Source organism: Pseudomonas vranovensis DSM 16006 (genome assembly GCF_000425805.1).
In the GTDB taxonomy this organism is placed as follows: Bacteria; Pseudomonadota; Gammaproteobacteria; order Pseudomonadales; family Pseudomonadaceae; genus Aquipseudomonas; species Aquipseudomonas vranovensis.
Window position 1 is genome coordinate 1 of record NZ_AUED01000004.1, and the last position, 17,854, is coordinate 17,854.

Here is a 17,854-nt window from a genome sequence, read left to right on the forward strand (position 1 = left end):
TGGGGAGCGCGAGCCTGTCGATGGGGGTCAGCACGGTGATGCTGGGTCAAGGACTGAGGCAGGTGGAAGGTACCTTGCGTGCGCTGGAGGAATTGCATCAACGTTCGTTCAGTCTCCACGGTCATTTGAACAGCCGGGATTTCTTTGCGGCGCGTCGTGAGTTGTACAAGACCCTTGATGCCCAGTTGAAGAGTGCCTTTCTCAACAAGCAACTGAATCTGGGGAGCTATGAAATGTTGCGCCGTGACCTGGGCATTTCCACCAAAAGCGTGGGGCATCACTGGAGCCGTGCCGGTGGAGCGGGGCAGATTCCGGGGTATGCCACGCATTTGGAGCAGGTAGCGAAAACGGCGAAGTATCTTAAATAGGGTGGTTATGTAGGTATTGCGTTGGGTGGCGGGGCGTCGGCACTCAAGGTGCAGGAGGTTTGTCGGGCTGGGGAAACTGAGGCGTGCAAAAGAGTTCGATTTACGGAGGTGGGGAGCTTTTCGGGCTCATTGATAGGAGCCGCCGCCGGTGCATCGAGTGGGAAATTTGTTGCCGGTTTTGTCTGCGGTGCAGCGGTAGCATTTACCGGCCCGATTGGTGTTCCAGTGTGCGCCATTGCGACAGGCCGTATTCGAGGCAACACCAGATTTTTTGGATGTATTGGCCTCTCGCGGGGCAACCTCGCTCTTACCGGTTTGCGATGGGCATAAAAAAGGCGAGCCCACCGGGCTCGCCTTTTTACCGTCTGCGGTATGTCATTCAGCCAACGCTGCGGGCTTGTTCATTCTCCAGGAACTCTTCCTGCAGCAGCCCGTCTGCGCTGCCGTCGCTGGCGCTTTGCTGGGTGACGGCGCGTTTGCTGCGCAGTTTGCCGTAGAAGTGTTCCAGGGCGTTGTTCAGCTTGGTGGCGGCGCCGTCTACGGCATCGTCCAGCGAAGCGGCCTTGTGGGTTACGGAAATCGGTTGATGGCCTTTTGGGCGTGCCTCCATCTGGCAACGTTTGTCATGCAGGCCTGGCTTGTCGCCGTTCTCGTCGCGCAGGTGGACCTCGATGCGGGTGAGGTCTTCTTCATAACGTTCGAGCGTGCTTTGCAGTGTGCTACGGACCCATTCGTTCAGACGAATGTTGCCTTGAATATGGTTGTCGCTATTGACTTGGATTTGCATAGTTCAATCCCTTATTCAGCTAGCTCGCAAGAGAATCGATGGGCCGTTGCGGCCGATGGAACTCATCGCCTCTTGACTACAAGGTCAGGCACTTGGCGCAACTTTTCAACCCCTTTGCAAAGATAAATATCTTGTAGCAAAAGCCCGGCATCGGCCGGGCTTTTGCATGCGCTGGATCAGAACGCGAGGGAGGTTTGCAGGTATATCGTACGGGGTTCACCCACGTACTTGCCCTTGTTGTTGTCGTCGTAGGAGCGCGTGTAGTACGGGTGATTGAAGATGTTTTTCACCCCCACGGCGACGTTCAGGTTCGACAGTTGCGGGCCAAAATCATAGCCCGCGCGGCTGCTGAACAGCATGTAGCCCGGGATGCGCCCGGTGCTGCCATCGGCGCTTTCACTGGAGGTGTTGGCGTTGTCGGCAAACTGGTCGCTCTGGTAGGTGCTGTCTAGGTTCAGCTGCCACGGGCCTTCGCTGTAGCCCACGCCCAGGGTGCCTTTGTGACGTGACGAGAACGGCACGCGATTGCCCTTGTTCGGCCCGTCTTCGCGGATTTTAGCGTCAACGAATGCGTAGGTGGCGTACACATCAAAACCTGCCAGCGCCGGGTTCAAACCTTCGAGTGCGTACTTGATGCTGGTCTCGATACCCTGGTGGCGGGTTTCGCCGCGGGCGATCACCGAATCGTTGGTCTGGTTGCTTTCGTACTGGTTGTCGAAGTTGATCAGGAAGGCGCCGATTTCAGCCTGCAACAGGCCGTCGTCATAGCGGGTACCCAGCTCCCAGGTGCGGGCCTTTTCCGGTTTGACCTCGCCACTGGTGACCCGGTTGGGCATCTGGCTGTACTGCACGCTGCCGAACGAGCCCTCGGTGTTGGCGTACAGGTTCCAGCTGTCGGTCAGGTGATACATCACGTTCAAGGCTGGCAGGGCGGTGTTGTAGTCGCCCTGGTAGCGCTGGCCGGTGAGTTTGTTGCTCTGCTCGGAGTCGATCATCTCGTAGCGAATGCCCGGGGTGATGGTCCACTGGCCGATGTCGATACGGTCGTCGAGGAATATCGCATGGGCTTCAGTGCTGCCACGGGTATCGCGGTCGTTGCGGCTGGCGGTGGTGGGCAGCTCGTTGGCGCTGATCGGCTCGCGGTAGCGCAGCTCGTGCCCGGCTTCGTTGATGTAGCGATAACCCACGCCCACTTCGTGCCAGCTTTCGCCCAAGGCAAACCCCTGGGAGAAGCGGGTTTCGATACCGCGTACCCAGTATTCGCGCGGCGACAGCGAGACGAAGCTGCCCTGGTCCAGGTAACCGCTGCGCAGGGTCTTGGTGAAGAAGCTGTTGACGCTGAACTGGCGGGCATCCTCTTTGTAGTCGTAGCCGAAATTGAACATCGTGCGCCGGCCCCAGAACTTGTCCTGCAGGCGGGTGGACTGGTACGGGTCGGCGTCGTAGTCGGCCACGCTCAGGCCGCCGGGCATCTGCGCCTCGCCCTCGTAGTATTGGGCCATGGCGTGCAGGCTGTTGGCCTCGTCGAGCTGCAGCTTGCCCTTGAGGATCAGGTCGTCGATCCGGGTGTCGCTGTGCTCGCGCCAGTCGCCGCCACGGGTGCCGGAGTAGAGCAGGGCGCCGCCCAGGCCGCTGTCGTTGGTGCCACCGGCGAGCAGGTTGGCGCTGGTCTTGAAGCCGTCGTGGCTGGACGATGGGCTGGTCTGGGTCTGCAGGCCGGCCTTGAGCGTCGGCTCATCGGGAATCGCCCGGGTCACGAAATTGACGATGCCGCCGACGTTCTGTGGGCCATAACGCACCGCACCACCACCGCGCACCACGTCCACGGCATCCATGTTGCCCATGGTCACCGGGGCGAACGACAGCTGCGGTTGGCCGTAAGGGGCGAAGGGCACCGGAATGCCGTCCATCAGCACCGTGGAACGCGATGCCAGGCGCGGGTTGAGGCCGCGGATACCGAAGTTCAGCGCCATGTCGTGGCTGCCTGTGCCGTTGTTTTCCGGTGCGTTGACGCCGGGAATGCGGTTGAGCACTTCGCGGGCGGTGGTGGCGCCCTGGCGTTCGAATTCTTCGCGACGAATGACGTCTCGCGCGCCAGGATGTTCGAAGACATTGTCCTGCTGCGCAACACCCAGCCAGTCACCGACTACCGTCGAGGTGCCCAGCTGGAGCGGTGCGTTTACTGCCGGCGCCGGTTGCAGGCTGAAGGCGTTTTCACCTTCGGCGCGGGCCTGCAGGCCGCTGCCCCGGAGCAGGATGTCCAGCGCCAGCTGCGGGCTGTGGTGGCCTTCCAGCCCTGGGCTTTGCATGCCGTGGGTGACCTGTGAGCCGAACGAGATCAGCACGCCACTTTCCCGGCCGAATTGGTTAAGGGCGTTTTCCAGCGACATCGGTGCGATGTGGTAGGTGCGCGCTGCGGCTTCGTTGGCGTGGGCCGGAACGGCGGCGACGCTCAGGCCGGCACCGAACAGCAATGCGCGAAGGGCCTGGGCGAGGGGACTCGGTCGAAGGGGCATGCAGGAGGTCCTTGAGAAGGTCAAAGCAAAGGGTTCTGCCTTCTCTGTCACGCGAGATGCAAAAACGGCTCAGGGCGATGGAAAAATTCAGGCGCGGGCTTCCACCGAGACCCAGTAGCGGCTAAAGCGCTTGACCCGCACCGGCAAGGTCACCTCCAGCAGGTCGAGAATCCGCTCGCTGTCAGCCAGGGGATAGCTGCCGGAAATCAACAGGTCGGCCACTTCCGGGGCGCAGTTGAGCTGGCCGCGTCGGTAGCGGCTCAGCTCGCCGAGAAAGTCGCCAAGGCGCAGGTGCGCCGCCACCAACATGCCGTCCACCCAGGCGCCGGCATTGGGGTCCAGCCCCTGGTTGCCGTGCCATTGCGGGCCGTTGAAGCGGGCTTGCAGGCCGGCGGCCAGTGAGTTGCCGGCAAGGCTGGCGCTTCCCTGATGAACCGCGAGCAGGCTGTAGCGCTCGAATTGGCGCAGGTTGTAGCGCCCGCTCTCGAGCTGCAGCAGGCCGAAGTCAGTGCGCAGGTGCAAGGGCCTGGCGTCATTGGCTACCGTGAGTTGCAGCTCACCTTCCAGCAGGCGTACCAGGCGCTGCTGGCGGTCGAAGCGCACGTCGGCGCTGCTGCGGGTGTTCAGGTGCAACTGGCTGCCATCGTCGAGCTGCAGGCGGCGGCGTTCGCCGACCGGGCTGTGAAAGTCGGCAAGCAGGCCGGGCATTGGATTGTGCTGGCTCAGCCCCGCAGCCCCCCCGACGCCGAGAACCAGCAAGGTCTTGAGTGCCCGGCGGCGGCTTGCCGAACGGGGCGCCGAAAGCGTGGCATGGGCCAAGGGTGAGGATAATCCGCTCAGCCGTTGGTTGACCCGCTGGATATGCTCCCACGCCCGCCGATGTTCCTCGTGGGCCTGCAACCACTGCTGCATGGCCAGCTGTTGGCGTGGGTCGAGCCCGCCGCCCTGCAGTTCGATCAACCAATGCACGGCCTGCTCGGCCACCTGTGGTGAAAATTCCTGGTGAGCGGTGTTCATAGGGCGAAGTAACAGCGCAAGGCCGCCTTGTTCAGGTAGCGCTTGACCGTTGCCAGGGAGATGTTCAGCTGCGCCGCGATTTCGCCGTAGCTCAGGCCATCGACCTGGGCCAGCAGGAAGGCGCGCTTGACCAGCGGTGCCAGGCCGTCGAGCAAGCGATCAAGCTCCAGCAGGGTTTCCAGGATGATTGCCCGGTGCTCCTCCGACGGCGCCAGTTCTTCCGGCAACTGCGCCAGTGCCTGAAGGTAGGCACGCTCCAGGTCCTGGCGCCGGTAGTGATTGAACAGCACGCGCTTGGCCACGGTGGTGAGGAACGCCCGTGGCTCGTTGAGCGCCGGCGTATCGCGGGCCTGCAACAGGCGCATGAAGGTGTCCTGGGCAAGGTCGGCCGCGTTGTCCGGGCAGCCCAGGCGTCGGCGCAGCCAGCCGGTCAGCCAGTTGTGATGGGCGTGGTAGAGGCCTTCGAGCGAAGAAGGGGAGGACGCACTGGGCACCGTGAACACTCCGGCGCCAAGCTGCGCAGCAGAATAAGAATTGTTCGCATTGTAGAGGGGTGCAGTGTGCTCGGCAATCAGGCGCTGACTGATGGCGAGCGCGGACGCGGCAAAATGTAAATATCGTAAATACGCTTTACTCTCAATTGAGAATCTCTAGCATTCGCGCCTTGAACGCATTTACTCAATCTTTACAGTTCTCAGGGAGAGGTCCTCGTGTCCCCGTTTTTCACCAAGTCGTGCCTTGCGCTCACCATTTGCTCGCTGTACACCGCCCAGGCCAGCGCCGAAGCCAAATCGCTGGAACTGGACAACGTGGTGGTGACCGCCTCGGGTTTCTCCCAGCAGATCAAGGATGCGCCGGCGTCGATTTCGGTGATTACCCGCGAGCAGATCGAGAACAAGTCCTACCGTGATGTCACAGACGCCCTGCGCGATGTGCCCGGCGTGGTCGTCACCGGCGGCGCCAGCTCCAGTGACATCAGCATTCGCGGCATGGCGTCCAAGTACACGCTGATGCTGGTCGACGGCAAGCGCCAGGACTCGCGGGCCACCCGTCCCAACAGCGACGGTGCCGGTATCGAGCAAGGCTGGATGCCGCCGCTTGAAGCCATCGAGCGGATCGAAGTGGTGCGTGGCCCGATGTCGTCGCTGTATGGCTCCGACGCCATGGGGGGGGTGATCAACATCATCACCCGCAAAGTGACACCGACCTGGTATGGCGGCCTGCGCAGCGAAGCGACCTTCCAGGACCGCTCCGACTCGGGTGACTACAACACCACCAGTGCGTTTCTTTCCGGGCCCCTGGTTGAAGGGCTGGTGGGCTTGCAGCTGTACGGTCTGACCTCCCATCGCGATGAAGACCACATCGTCAACGGCTTCAACGAGCAGAGTACCGACAGCGCCACCGCCAAGCTCTCGTTCACCCCGGACGAACACAACGACATCACCCTGGAAGCGGGCAAGTCCGAGCAGGAGCGCAACGCTACCGTGGGTCGCTCGGCGCGCTCTTCCGACAGCGAAAACGATTACGACCGCACCAACTTCTCGATCACCCACTCCGGCCGCTGGGACAGCCTGACCAGTGAAAGCTACCTGCAGCGCGAGAAAATCGAGAACCCGGGCCGGCGCATGGAGCTGGAGAACACGGTCCTCAACTCCCAGGTCTCTTACTTCAGCGAATCGCACATCACCACCTTCGGTGGCCAGTACAAGTACGAAGACCTGACGGATGAAGGCAACCAGCTGGCGTCGGCCTCCAGTGTGAACCAGTTGACGCGTTGGTCGTGGGCCCTGTTCGCCGAAGACGAGTGGCGCCTGACCGATGACTTCGCCCTGACCGGCGGCCTGCGCATGGACCGCGACGAGAACTACGGCACGCACTGGTCGCCGCGTCTGTACGGGGTTTATCACCCTACCGAGCACTGGACCGTCAAGGGCGGTGTGTCCAGCGGTTATCGCTCGCCGGATATCCGCGCAGCGGTCGATGACTGGGGCCAGATCACTGGCGGCGGTGGCGACCCGGCAATCATCGTTGGCAACTCCAACCTCAAGCCCGAAGAGAGCCTGAGCCAGGAAATCGGCGTGATCTGGGACAACCTGGAAGGTTTCTCCACCGGCCTTACCGTGTTCAACACCGACTTCAAGGACAAGATCACTGAACAGCGCCGCTGCACCGACAGCACCGGCAATGCGTCGGGCCAGTGCCAGATCGGCGGCACCTCGTACAAGTTCATCAGCGACCGCGTGAACGTCGATGAAGCGCAAATGCGCGGTATCGAAGCGACCCTGGACTGGGACATCACCCAGAGCCTGTCGCTGGCCACCAACTACACCTTCACCGACTCCGAGCAGAAGAGTGGCCCGCAGAAGGGCAAGGCCCTGAACCAGATGCCACGCCACATGTTCAACGCCACCCTGGACTGGCAGACCACCGATCAGCTGGGCACCTGGGCGCGGATGAACTACCGCAGCCGCACCTCAGACTACCTGGGCCGCACCACCATGTCTGATGGCACGCCGTCCTACACCTTCGTCGACCTGGGCGGCACCTACCGGGTGACCAAGAACCTCAAGTTGCTGGCCGGTGTGTACAACGTGTTCAACAAGGAAGTGGACTACGAGAACTTCCAGACCGTGCTCGATGGCCGTCGCTACACCGTGGGTGTCGACCTGTCGTTCTAAGGCTGGGCGCCCTCGGCTTTGCCTATGAGAATATAAATCATTACTATTGGCGACTCTTCACAAGGAATGGATGCCATGAAAAGCAAAGCCGCCGGGCTGCCCCTCAGTTATCGCCTGGCTGTGACGTCGCGTTGCCTGGCCGCCGTATTTGGCGGTTACCTGCTGGCGTCGATGTCCAGCGTGTGCATCAGCCTGCTGGCGCCGATGCCCAAGGCTGAAGCAGTGATCAGCGGCATGATGCTGTCGTTCCTGTTCTACCTGGTGGCCTTCCTCTGGTGTTTTGCCAGCCGCAGTGCGTGGCAGGCCTGGCTTGGGGTGTTGTTGCCAAGCCTTGTGCTGGGCGCGATCAATGGCCTGGCCTATTGGGTGAAAAGCTGATGAAAGAGGGATTTCGCCAGGCCATGGCCTGGCTGCACACCTGGACCGGTCTGATATTCGGCTGGTTGCTGTTCGCGATTTTTCTCACCGGGACCCTGTCGTACTTCAAGGAAGAGATCACACACTGGGCCCAGCCCGAGGTGCCGACCCGGGCGCTGGACCCGACAGCCAGCCTGGCGTTGGCCCAGACCTATCTGCAGGCGCATGCACCCAACGCCGGCAGCTGGTTCATCCGCCTGCCCGAGGCGCGCGAGCCTGCCCTGAGCGTTGGCTGGCGTGCCGAAGGCGCCGGGCGACGCGGCTTTATCGACAAGACCCTGGACCCCGCCACTGGCGAGGAAGTGCGGGCGCGTGAAACCCGTGGCGGCGACTTCTTCTACCGCTTCCATTTCCAGCTGGAGATGCCGCATCCGTGGGGGCGCTGGCTGTCGACGTTCGCCGCCTTCATCATGTTGCTGGGGCTGGTGACCGGCATCATTACCCACAAGAAGATCTTCAAGGAGTTCTTCACCTTCCGTCCCGGCAAGGGCCAGCGCTCCTGGCTCGACGGCCACAACGCGATTGGTGTGCTGGTGCTGCCGTTCCACCTGATGATCAGCTACAGCAGCCTGGTGATCTTCATGTCGATGGTGATGCCGGCGAGCATCATCGCCAGTTATGGCGACAACACCCGTGGCTTTTTCAATGACCTCTTCGGCGCGCCGCGCGAGGCCAAGGCAACCGGTGTTGCTGCGGCGTTGCTGCCGTTGCCGACGCTGTACGAGAAGGTTCAGGAGCAAGCGCCGGGCACTCGCCTGGGCTGGATCGAGGTGCAGAACCCTGGCGATCAGAATGCCCGGGTGCGTTTCACCCGGCACGCCGGTGACCGCATTGCCCATATGCGCGGTGGCGGCTGGACCTATGACGGGGTCAACGGTGAGCTGCAGGGCGCAAGCAAGATCGAAGCCACGCCGATGCTGATTTCCGGCGGCATGTATGGCTTGCACCTGGGCGTGTTTGCCGGACCCTGGCTGCGCTGGCTGTACTTCTTCTTCGGCCTTGCGGGCACTGCCGTGATCGGCACGGGCCTGGTGCTGTGGCTGGGCAAGCGTCAGCTCAAGCATGCCAAGAGCGGCAGCCAGCCCGTCGAGTTGCGCCTGGTAGAGGTACTGAACATCGCCAGTATGAGCGGCCTGCTGCTCGGCGTGGCAGCGTTTTTCTGGGCCAACCGCTTGTTGCCGGTCGGGCTTGAGGGCCGGGCAGGGTGGGAGGTCAACAGCTTCTTCCTGCTCTGGGGATTGTCGGTACTGCACGCCATGTTGCGGCCGGGGCGTCGCGCCTGGGCGGAGCAACTGGGGCTGGCGGCGCTGCTGTACGGCGGCTTGCCGCTGCTCAATCAGCTGACCACCGGCCAGGGCCTGGTGCATTCGATTTCGGCGGGCGACTGGGCCACGGCCGGCGTTGACCTCACTGCACTGGGCAGTGGCCTGTTCCTGGCCTGGGCGGCCATGAAGATGTGGCGCCCGCCTGCGGTAGCGGCCAAGCGCGCACCGAAGGCTGCGAAAGCAGCCAGCGCCAACCTGATCGAAAGCGAGGTGAACTGATGCTGGCCGTTGCTCTGTTCGGCTTTGCCGGTTTCGCCATCCTCTGCCTGTCGATGGAGAAGCACCACAAGGACCTGCTCAACGCTGCGCCATCGGCGGCGCGCTTGCGCAGCCTGCGCATCGGTGGCTGGCTGTTGCTGCTGGTGGCGCTGTGGCTGGCAGTGAATCACAGCGGCTGGGCCATGGGCCTGGTCGAGCTGTTTGCGGTGTTGATGGCGGGTGTCACCCTGTGGGTGTTCCTGCTGCCGTACAAGCCACGCCTGTTGCTCGGTGCGCTGGCGATCAGCCTGGTGCTCGGGCCGGTACTGGTAGTGTTGCCTAGCGCCTGAACGCCGCCCGGTAGTCCCCGGGCGTTGCTCCCAGCGCCTGGCGGAAGCGGTTGCTGAAGTGGCTGGCGCTGGCAAAGCCGCACTGCAGGGCAACCTGGCCCAGTGGCAGGTCGCCCAGGCGCAGCAACCGGCAGGCCAGTTGCAGGCGACGGGCCAACACGTACTGGTGCGGCGGCAGGCCGAAGCTCTCACGGAACATGCGGGCGAAATGGTATTCGGAGAGGTTGCAGCGCCCGGCCAGCTCACCGAGGGTGATGGCCTGGTCCAGGTGCGATTCGATGTAGTCGATCAGTTGCCGACGCTGGTGCGGTGCCAGCCCCCCCTTGAGGCGCAGGCCCTGGCGCAGGCCGGCCTGGCAGAGTACGGCATGGTCGACGATACCATGGGCCAGGCTGCTGGCCAGCAAGCGCTCGCCAGGCTCGTCCCAGTCCAGGCTGATCAATTGGCGAAAGCGCAGCGCCTGTTGAGGGTCATCCAGAAAGGTTGCCTCCTGCAGCTGCATTTCCCGCGGTTCGCGGTCGAGCAGGCGGATGCAGCCCAGGGCGAACTGTTCTTCGCTGATGTACAGGTGCGCCAGGCGGATCGGGCCGTTGACCACCCAGTTGGATTCGTGGCCGGCGGGCATGATGCACAGCTTGTTCGGCGCGCCCTTGTCGGCAGGGCGCTGGCGGCGGAAGGTGCCGGTGCCGTCGGCGATGTAGCAGGAGAGGGTATGGTGACTGGGCGCCTGGTAGTCGCGGGCATCGTCACGGTTGTGCCACAGGGCTGCAGCCAGGCCATCACCGAGGTGCGCGCTGTGCTCCAGGCGCGCGTGGGGTGATGAATGCATGGCATTGAAAACGTGCAGTTGGTTCAGGGGCGTCATGGGTTCTACCTCGTGGGCCCATCCTACTCCGGGGCTTTTATCCTGGCAGCAGGTGGCGACGCAAAAGCGCAAGTTTGTGCAAGCGGGCAGGGAGTGGTGAGGCCGACACTGAGCTTCAAGCCGGAGGAGCCTTGCCATGAACCTGTCGTTGTACCTGCTCACTGTATTGATCTGGGGCACCACCTGGATCGCCCTGAAGCTGCAATTGGGCGTGGTCGCCATCCCCGTTTCGATCGTCTACCGCTTTGCCCTGGCCGGGTTGATCCTGTTCGCCATTCTCTTGCTCAGCCGCCGCCTGCAGCCAATGAACCGGCGTGGTCACGGCATCTGCCTGGCCCAGGGCTTGTGCCTGTTCTGCGTCAACTTCATGTGTTTTCTCACCGCCAGCCAATGGATACCCAGTGGCTTGATCGCCGTGGTTTTTTCTACGGCTACGCTGTGGAACGCACTCAATGCCCGCGTGTTCTTCGGCCAGAAGATCGCCGCCAATGTGCTCGCCGGTGGGGCCTTGGGTCTGGCAGGGCTGGGCCTGCTGTTCTGGCCGGAACTGGCTGGGCATGCGGCCAGCCGCGAGACCATGATCGGGTTGGGGTTGGCGCTGCTGGGCACCTTGTGTTTCTCGGCGGGCAACCTGTTGTCGAGCCTGCAGCAGAAGGCCGGACTCAAGCCGATGACTACCAATGCCTGGGGCATGCTCTATGGCGCGATGATGCTCGGGGTGTACTGCCTGGTCAGCGGAATTCCTTTCAACATGGAGTGGAATACGCGCTACATCGGCTCGCTGTTGTACCTGGTGATTCCGGGATCGGTGATCGGCTTTACGGCCTACCTGACACTGGTCGGGCGCATGGGGCCGGAGCGAGCGGCATATTGCACGGTGCTGTTCCCGCTGGTGGCGTTGAACGTGTCGGCGTTCTATGAGGGCTATCAATGGACTGCGCCAGCGCTGGCGGGGTTGGTGCTGGTGATGCTGGGGAATGTGCTGGTGTTTCGCAAGGCACCGCAGCCTGCTCCAACCGGTAGCAGCGGCGGCGCGACGTCTCGACTTGCCCCGCGATAGTGAACAGGGCGCTGAGTCACCGCCCGCTGCGTGGCGGTGTCTGCGCGATTTCTGAGAGAGCGGAGTCATCCGCGATCGGCCGCGCAGCGGCCGTAATTCAGGCGATACCGAATGTGCTGCTGCACTGGCCATCGCGGGGCAAGCCCGCTCCCACAGATTGTGTGTGTACCTGCCCCGCGAGCAGTTTCGCGCTTACTTCCACACCTGCGGATTCACCAGGTCCCGCGGACGCTCACCCCGCAATGCACTGCGCAGGTTGTCGATCGCGCGGTTGGCCATGGCTTCGCGAGTTTCGGCAGTGGCCGAACCGACATGCGGCAGGGTCAGGGCATTGGGCAGCTGGAACAGCGGCGATTCGGCCAGCGGCTCTTTCTCGTACACATCAAGCCCCGCCCCACGGATAGTGCCTGCCTGCAGGGCCTGTACCAGCGCCGCTTCATCCACCACCGGCCCGCGCGAGACGTTGATCAGGAAGGCGCTGGGCTTCATCAGTTGCAGTTCGCGGGTGCTGATCAGGTGTTTGGTCTGCGCGCCGAGCGGCACCACCAGGCAGACGAAGTCGGCTTCGGCCAACAGCGCGTCGAGGCTGCGGAACTGGGCGCCCAGTTCTTGCTCCAGGACAGGCTTGCGCGAGTTACCGCTGTAGATGATCGGCATGTTGAAACCAAAGCGGCCACGCCGGGCAATCGCCGCACCGATGTTGCCAAGGCCCACAATGCCCAGGGTCTTGCCATGCACATCGCTACCAAACTGCGCCGGCCCCACGGTCGCCTGCCATTGCCCAGCCTTGGTCCAGGCATCGAGTTCGGCCACTCGGCGAGCGCTGCCCATGAGCAGGGCAAAGCCCAGGTCGGCGGTGCTTTCAGTCAGCACATCCGGGGTGTTGGTCAGGGCGATGCCACGCGCGTTGAAGTAGTTCAGATCGTAGTTGTCGTAGCCCACCGAAACACTGGACACCACTTCAAGCCTGGTGGCATTGGCCAGTTGTGCCTCACCGAGCTTGCGGCCCACGCCGATCAGGCCGTGCGCCTCGGGCAGTGCCTCGTTGAACTGGGCGCTGATGTCACCCTGCTTGGGGTTGGGCACGATCACGTTGAAGTCTTGCTGCAAGCGCTCGACCATCGCCGGGGTGATGCGGCTGAAGGCAAGGACGGTCTTTTTCATCGGCAAAATCTCTGCGGGCGGTGGAGAATGGGTAGCACGCTATCATTCTCCACCGCCCCTGTGCAGCAAGATTTCAGTTGGCGACCAGCAGCTCGTGGGTCTTGAGGTCGGCTTCGTGGGCCGCGAGGATTTCCGGCAATGAGTTGCGCAAGTATTCGACCCAGGTCTTGATCTTGGCATCCAGGTACTGGCGCGAGGGGTAGATCGCGTACAGGTTCAGCTCCTGCAGGCGGTACTCGGGCATCACCCGTACTAGCGAACCATCACGCAGGCCTTCTATGGCCGAATAGATCGGCAGTACGCCAACGCCCATGCCACTGCGGATCGCGGTTTTCATTGCATCGGCGGAGTTCACCTGGAACGGCGCCTGGGTAATGTTGACCACTTCCTGGCCTTCGGGACCGTCGAACAGCCATTTCTCCAGCGGGATCACCGGGCTGACCATGCGCAGGCAGGCATGCTGGAGCAGGTCGCTGGGCTTTTGCGCGATACCGTGACGGCTCACGTAATCGGGCGATGCGCAGACGATGCTGTAGGTGATGCCCAGGCGCTGGGACACAAAGCCCGAATCCGGCAGTTCGCTGGCCAGTACGATGGACACGTCATAGCCTTCGTCGAGCAGGTCCGGCACGCGGTTGGCCATGGTCAGGTCGAAGGTCACGTCCGGGTGGGTTTCGCGGTAGCGGGCAATGGCATCGATGACGAAATGCTGGCCGACACCGGTCATCGAATGCACTTTCAGCTGCCCGGCCGGGCGGGCATGGGCGTCGCTGGCCTCGGCTTCGGCTTCTTCGACATAGGTCAGGATTTGTTCGCAGCGCATCAGGTAGCGCTTGCCAGCTTCGGTCAGGGCGATACGGCGGGTGGTGCGGTTGAGCAGGCGGGTTTGCAGATGGGCTTCAAGATTGGAGACCGCCCGCGAGACGTTGGCGGTGGTCGTATCCAATTGCACGGCTGCGGCAGTGAAGCTGCCGACTTGCGCCACACAACTAAAAGCACGCATGTTTTGCAGGGTGTCCATGGGTCGCTCTCAAAGTAGACGACAAATTGTGACATGAAGTAACAGTGTCGGTCTTCAGACTAAAGCCGGATTATCGCTGTTTTCGTAACAAAGATTCGCAGTAATACACGCTTATCGCCAGTGCAGCCGCCCCCTAGAATTGCGTTCTCCTAGCGTCATCCACTTCTATGTCGGGAATTTGCAGCTGTGCCGCGTCGCATCATCAGAGCGCTCAATGCGCTCAGTGCCTGTGCCCTTAGCTTGACCTTGAGCGGCTGTATCGGAACTTGGGGCATCGCCCCGCAAAGCAAGACGCTGCAAGCCAATACCCTGACCACCGATGAGGCGATCCGCGAGGCCGCCCGTGATGCTCACTGGCCCGACCAGCAGTGGTGGCGCGCCTATGGCGATCCACAACTCGACCGCTGGATCGCCCTGGCCGTGCAGGGCAGCCCGAACATTGCCATGGCCGCTGCCCGGGTGCGCGAGGCCAAGGCCATGGCCGGGGTGGTCGAGTCGGCGGAAAAGCTCCAGGTCAACGGCGACGCCACCCTCAAGCGCCACAATTGGCCCGAAGACCAGTTCTACGGTCCCGGCGCGCTGTCGGGTGCCAACACCTGGGACAACAACGCGGCGCTTGGTTTCAGCTATGCGCTGGACCTCTGGGGCCGCGAGCGCAACGCCAGCGAACAGGCCGTGGACATGGCCCACATGAGCGCCGCGCAGTTGCGCCAGGCCCAGCTGGAACTGCAGAACAATATCGTCAAGGTGTACATCCAGCTCTCCCTGCACTTTGCCCAGCGCGACATCGTCAAGGCCGAGCTTGAGCAGCAGGAGCAGATCCTCGCCCTGGCCGAACGGCGCCTGGCCGGTGGCATCGGTACTCATTTTGAAGTCAGCCAGGCCCAGACGCCGCTGCCGGAAACCCATCGCCAACTCGATGCCCTCAACGAAGAAATAGCCCTGGCGCGCAACCAACTGGCTGCACTGGCCGGCAAGGGCCCGGGGGAGGGCGCGCAACTGCAGCGGCCAAGCCTGACCCTGGGAGCGCCGCTGAAACTGCCGTCGGCCTTGCCCGCCGAGTTGGTCGGCCAACGCCCTGACGTGGTCGCCAGCCGCTGGCAGGTGGCGGCGCAGGCACGCGGTATCGATGTGGCCCATGCCGGTTTCTTCCCCAATGTCGACCTGGTCGGCGGGCTTGGCTTCATGGCCACCGGCGGTGGGCCACTGGAGTTTTTGACCGGGCGCAAGTTCAACTACAACGTTGGGCCGGCGATCAGCCTGCCGGTGTTCGACGGTGGTCGCTTGCGCTCGCAGTTGGGCGTGGCGTCGGCGGGCTATGACATCGCTGTGGCACGCTACAACCAGACGGTGGTCGAGGCGCTCAAAGGCATTTCCGATCAGTTGATCCGCCGCGAATCGATGAACGAGCAGCAACACTTTGCTGCCGAGTCGGTTGCCTCGGCGCAGAAGACCTACGACATCGCCATGATTGCCTTCCAGCGCGGCCTGACTGACTACCTCAATGTACTGAATGCCCAGACCCTGTTGTTCCGCCAGCAGCAGATCCAGCAGCAAGTCCAGGCCGCGCGCCTGACCGCCCATGCCGAGCTGGTCACTGCACTGGGCGGTGGGCTGGGTGCTGGCAGCGATGCGCCGGATGAAGACCAGCAGGCCGCGCCCGCAACACCCGCCACCCTGGCGATCTTCGACAAACCAGGCCACGCCGAATGAGCGCCATGACCCTGCCGTTTCGTTGGCTGGCCAGCCTTGAGTGGCGCCGCGGATTCTTCGAATGGGCGCGCACCGACGGGGTCACCTGGGTGTACATCTTCAAGGTGCTGAGCGCGGCGTTCCTCACCTTGTGGCTGGCCATGCGCCTGGAGCTGCCGCAGCCGCGCACGGCGATGATCACCGTGTTCATCGTGATGCAGCCGCAGAGTGGGCATGTGTTCGCCAAGAGCTTCTGGCGGCTGCTGGGCACCCTGGCCGGCTCGTCGATGATGGTGGCGCTGATCGCCCTGTTTCCGCAGAACACCGAGCTGTTCTTGCCCAGCCTGGCGCTGTGGGTAGGCCTGTGCTCGGCCGGCGCCATGCGCTACCGCACCTTTCGTGCCTATGGTTTCGTGCTGGCCGGGTACACCGCGGCCATGGTCGGCTTGCCTGCACTGGAACACCCGGACGGGGCGTTCATGGCCGCCGTGTGGCGGGTGCTGGAAATCTCCCTGGGTATCCTTGTCTCGACCCTGGTCAGTGCTGCGATCCTGCCGCAGTCGGCCAGCGCGGCCATGCGCAATGCCCTGTACCAGCGCTTTGGTGTGTTCGCAGGATTTGTTGCCGAAGGCTTGCGCGGCGACAGCCAGCGCGATCGCTTCGAGAGCAGCAACGTTCGCTTCGTGGCCGAGGCGGTGGGCCTGGAAAGCCTGCGTAACGTCACCGCCTTCGAAGACCCGCACATGCGCCGGCGCAATGGCCGGCTGGGACGCATGAACAGCGAGTTCATGGCCATCACCACACGCTTCAACGCCTTGCACCAGTTGCTTGAGCGCCTGCGTTCACGAGGGCCGTTGCAGATCGTCACCGCCATCGAGCCTGGCCTTTCGGCCCTGGCCGAACTGCTCGACGCCTATGCCGGCCGCGCCCTGACCGACGCCGATGCGATGCGCCTGGCCGAGGAACTGGCGGCCTACAAGGAGGGCCTGCCGGAGCGAGTGCGCAGCTTGCGTGCGGCCTATGTCGAAACCGGGCCGAGCGATGCCGAGCTGCTGGATTTTCACACCGCCTACGAGCTGCTCTATCGCTTTGTCGACGACATGCACAACTACGCCCAGACTCACGCTTCGCTGACCGAGCACAACCATGCCCGCGAACAGTGGGACGAGCCCTATGTGGCGCAGACCAACTGGATGGTATCGCTGGCCGCCGGTGTGCGTGCTGCTTTCATCCTGTTGGTGCTGGGCAGCTTCTGGATCGCCACGGCGTGGCCGAGCGGGGCGATGATGACCCTGATCGCCGCCGCCACCGTGGGCTTGTCGGCCGCTACGCCCAACCCCAAACGCATGTCGTTCCAGATGGCCTGTGGCACCTTGTTCGGCGCTTTCGTGGGCTTCTTCGAAACCTTCTTCGTGTTCCCCTGGATCGACGGCTTCCCCTTGCTTTGCCTGGTGCTGGCGCCGGTGTTCGTGTTCGGCGCCTTCCTGGCCTCGCGCCCGGCTTATGCCGGCTACGGCCTGGGGTTGCTGATTTTCTTTGCCACCGGATCGGTGCCCGACAACCTGACCATCTACAACCCCTACAACTTCATCAACGATTACATCGCCATGGTCATCGGCATGCTGGTGTGCGCCGCGGCCGGGGCAATCATCCTGCCACCCAACAGCCGCTGGTTGTGGAGCCGCCTGGAGCGCGACTTGCGCGGCCAGGTCCTGTTCGCCATCAGCGGTCGCTTGCGCGGCCTGGGCTCGGGTTTTGAAAGCCGCACCCGCGACCTGCTGCACCAGGCCTATGGCCTGGCGGCCGGCAAGCCACAGGTGCAGAGCAACCTGCTGCGCTGGATGTTCCTGGTGCTGGAGGTGGGCCACGCGATCATCGAGCTGCGCAAGGAGCAGGCGATCCTGCCGGTACACCCGTGCTATGCCGAGTCGCAACCCTGGCGCCAGGCCATCCGGGTGATGGGCCGTGCGCTGGCGCGGTTGTTCATGCAACCGAGCGCGAGCAACCACGAGCGTGCGCTGGTGGCGGTGGACCATGCCATCAGCCGCGTGCAGGCCACCGACGAACCCTTTGCCCGCCACTTCGACACCTCGGCCCTGCGCCGGGTGCAGAGCTATCTGCACTTCATCCGCACCTCGCTGCTCGACCCCCAGTCGCCGCTGGCCGCCCTGGCCCCGGCCCAAGGACTGCACCATGCCCCGTGAAATCGCCTTCCATGGCGTGTACATGCCCACCATGACCTTGATGTTCCTGTTCGCCGCCGGGCTTGCCTGGGGGCTGGACCGCTTCATCGCCAGCCACGATGGCTACCGCTTTTTCTGGCACCCGGCGCTGCTGCGCCTGTGCCTGTTTATCTGCCTGTTCGGTTCCATGGCCCTGACTCTCTACCGTTGAGA

15 protein-coding genes and 1 pseudogene are annotated in these 17,854 nt (G+C 63.2%); 9 read left to right on the plus strand and 7 right to left on the minus strand.

Annotated features, from left to right (window positions below; all coding sequences use genetic code 11):
- Positions 1 to 368, plus strand: a pseudogene (locus H621_RS27740) (hypothetical protein); the annotation flags it as partial.
- 379 nt (positions 369 to 747) lie between these two features.
- Here H621_RS27740 and H621_RS0109705 read toward each other — a convergent pair.
- From H621_RS0109705 to H621_RS0109720, 4 genes are all read right to left on the minus strand, one after another.
- Positions 748 to 1,155, minus strand: coding sequence for an HPF/RaiA family ribosome-associated protein (locus H621_RS0109705; protein ID WP_028943202.1), 408 nt, complete (start codon positions 1,153 to 1,155; stop codon positions 748 to 750).
- A 176-nt stretch (positions 1,156 to 1,331) separates the two neighbouring features.
- Complete coding sequence (fecA, locus tag H621_RS0109710; protein WP_028943203.1) at positions 1,332 to 3,671, minus strand: TonB-dependent Fe(3+) dicitrate receptor FecA; 2,340 nt, start codon at positions 3,669 to 3,671, stop codon at positions 1,332 to 1,334.
- A gap of 87 nt (positions 3,672 to 3,758) precedes the next feature.
- Entirely contained in the window at positions 3,759 to 4,688 is a 930-nt protein-coding gene (locus H621_RS0109715) for a DUF4880 domain-containing protein (RefSeq protein ID WP_028943204.1), read from the minus strand.
- The gene (locus H621_RS0109720) at positions 4,685 to 5,182 is read right to left on the minus strand and encodes a sigma-70 family RNA polymerase sigma factor (protein WP_028943205.1); all 498 of its coding nucleotides are present in this window, start codon (positions 5,180 to 5,182) and stop codon (positions 4,685 to 4,687) included. The genes H621_RS0109715 and H621_RS0109720 overlap by 4 nt, the downstream gene beginning before the upstream one ends.
- Positions 5,183 to 5,398: 216 nt before the next feature.
- Here H621_RS0109720 and H621_RS0109725 point away from each other — a divergent pair, with 216 nt between their 5' ends.
- The 4 genes from H621_RS0109725 (at position 5,399) to H621_RS0109740 (ending at position 9,656) form a co-directional block, all read left to right on the plus strand.
- Positions 5,399 to 7,366, plus strand: a complete 1,968-nt coding sequence (locus tag H621_RS0109725; protein WP_028943206.1) for a ligand-gated channel protein — start codon at positions 5,399 to 5,401, stop codon at positions 7,364 to 7,366.
- 75 nt (positions 7,367 to 7,441) lie between these two features.
- Positions 7,442 to 7,744 carry a DUF3649 domain-containing protein gene (locus tag H621_RS0109730; protein ID WP_028943207.1) on the plus strand — a complete coding sequence of 101 codons (303 nt, stop codon included), beginning with the start codon at positions 7,442 to 7,444 and terminating at the stop codon, positions 7,742 to 7,744.
- Positions 7,744 to 9,327 (plus strand): PepSY-associated TM helix domain-containing protein, encoded by a 1,584-nt coding sequence (locus tag H621_RS0109735; protein WP_028943208.1) that lies wholly within the window; start codon positions 7,744 to 7,746, stop codon positions 9,325 to 9,327. Before H621_RS0109730 ends, H621_RS0109735 begins: the two co-directional genes overlap by 1 nt.
- A complete protein-coding gene (locus H621_RS0109740) occupies positions 9,327 to 9,656 on the plus strand; it encodes a DUF3325 domain-containing protein (protein WP_028943209.1) in 330 nt (109 codons plus the stop codon). Before H621_RS0109735 ends, H621_RS0109740 begins: the two co-directional genes overlap by 1 nt.
- On the opposite strand, the gene H621_RS0109745 is transcribed toward H621_RS0109740, so the two are convergent.
- The gene (locus tag H621_RS0109745) at positions 9,646 to 10,521 is read right to left on the minus strand and encodes a helix-turn-helix domain-containing protein (RefSeq protein ID WP_028943210.1); all 876 of its coding nucleotides are present in this window, start codon (positions 10,519 to 10,521) and stop codon (positions 9,646 to 9,648) included. The genes H621_RS0109740 and H621_RS0109745 overlap by 11 nt on opposite strands.
- A gap of 136 nt (positions 10,522 to 10,657) precedes the next feature.
- Between H621_RS0109745 and H621_RS0109750 the strand changes: the two genes are divergently transcribed.
- Positions 10,658 to 11,581: a DMT family transporter gene (locus tag H621_RS0109750; RefSeq protein ID WP_028943211.1), complete on the plus strand. Its 924-nt coding sequence runs from the start codon at positions 10,658 to 10,660 to the stop codon at positions 11,579 to 11,581.
- Positions 11,582 to 11,773: 192 nt separating this feature from the next.
- On the opposite strand, the gene H621_RS0109755 is transcribed toward H621_RS0109750, so the two are convergent.
- Both H621_RS0109755 and H621_RS0109760 read right to left on the minus strand, forming a co-directional pair.
- Positions 11,774 to 12,745, minus strand: a complete 972-nt coding sequence (locus tag H621_RS0109755) for a 2-hydroxyacid dehydrogenase (RefSeq protein ID WP_028943212.1) — start codon at positions 12,743 to 12,745, stop codon at positions 11,774 to 11,776.
- A 73-nt stretch (positions 12,746 to 12,818) separates the two neighbouring features.
- Positions 12,819 to 13,766 (minus strand): LysR family transcriptional regulator, encoded by a 948-nt coding sequence (locus H621_RS0109760; RefSeq protein ID WP_028943213.1) that lies wholly within the window; start codon positions 13,764 to 13,766, stop codon positions 12,819 to 12,821.
- Positions 13,767 to 13,952: 186 nt separating this feature from the next.
- Between H621_RS0109760 and H621_RS0109765 the strand changes: the two genes are divergently transcribed.
- Genes H621_RS0109765 through H621_RS0109775 form a run of 3 tightly spaced genes read left to right on the plus strand, consistent with a single transcriptional unit; the run spans position 13,953 to position 17,852 of the window.
- Complete coding sequence (locus H621_RS0109765; protein WP_028943214.1) at positions 13,953 to 15,479, plus strand: efflux transporter outer membrane subunit; 1,527 nt, start codon at positions 13,953 to 13,955, stop codon at positions 15,477 to 15,479.
- Positions 15,476 to 17,662: an FUSC family protein gene (locus H621_RS0109770; protein WP_028943215.1), complete on the plus strand. Its 2,187-nt coding sequence runs from the start codon at positions 15,476 to 15,478 to the stop codon at positions 17,660 to 17,662. The genes H621_RS0109765 and H621_RS0109770 overlap by 4 nt, the downstream gene beginning before the upstream one ends.
- A complete protein-coding gene (locus H621_RS0109775) occupies positions 17,652 to 17,852 on the plus strand; it encodes a DUF1656 domain-containing protein (RefSeq protein WP_028943216.1) in 201 nt (66 codons plus the stop codon). The genes H621_RS0109770 and H621_RS0109775 overlap by 11 nt, the downstream gene beginning before the upstream one ends.
- Positions 17,853 to 17,854 lie beyond the last annotated feature (2 nt).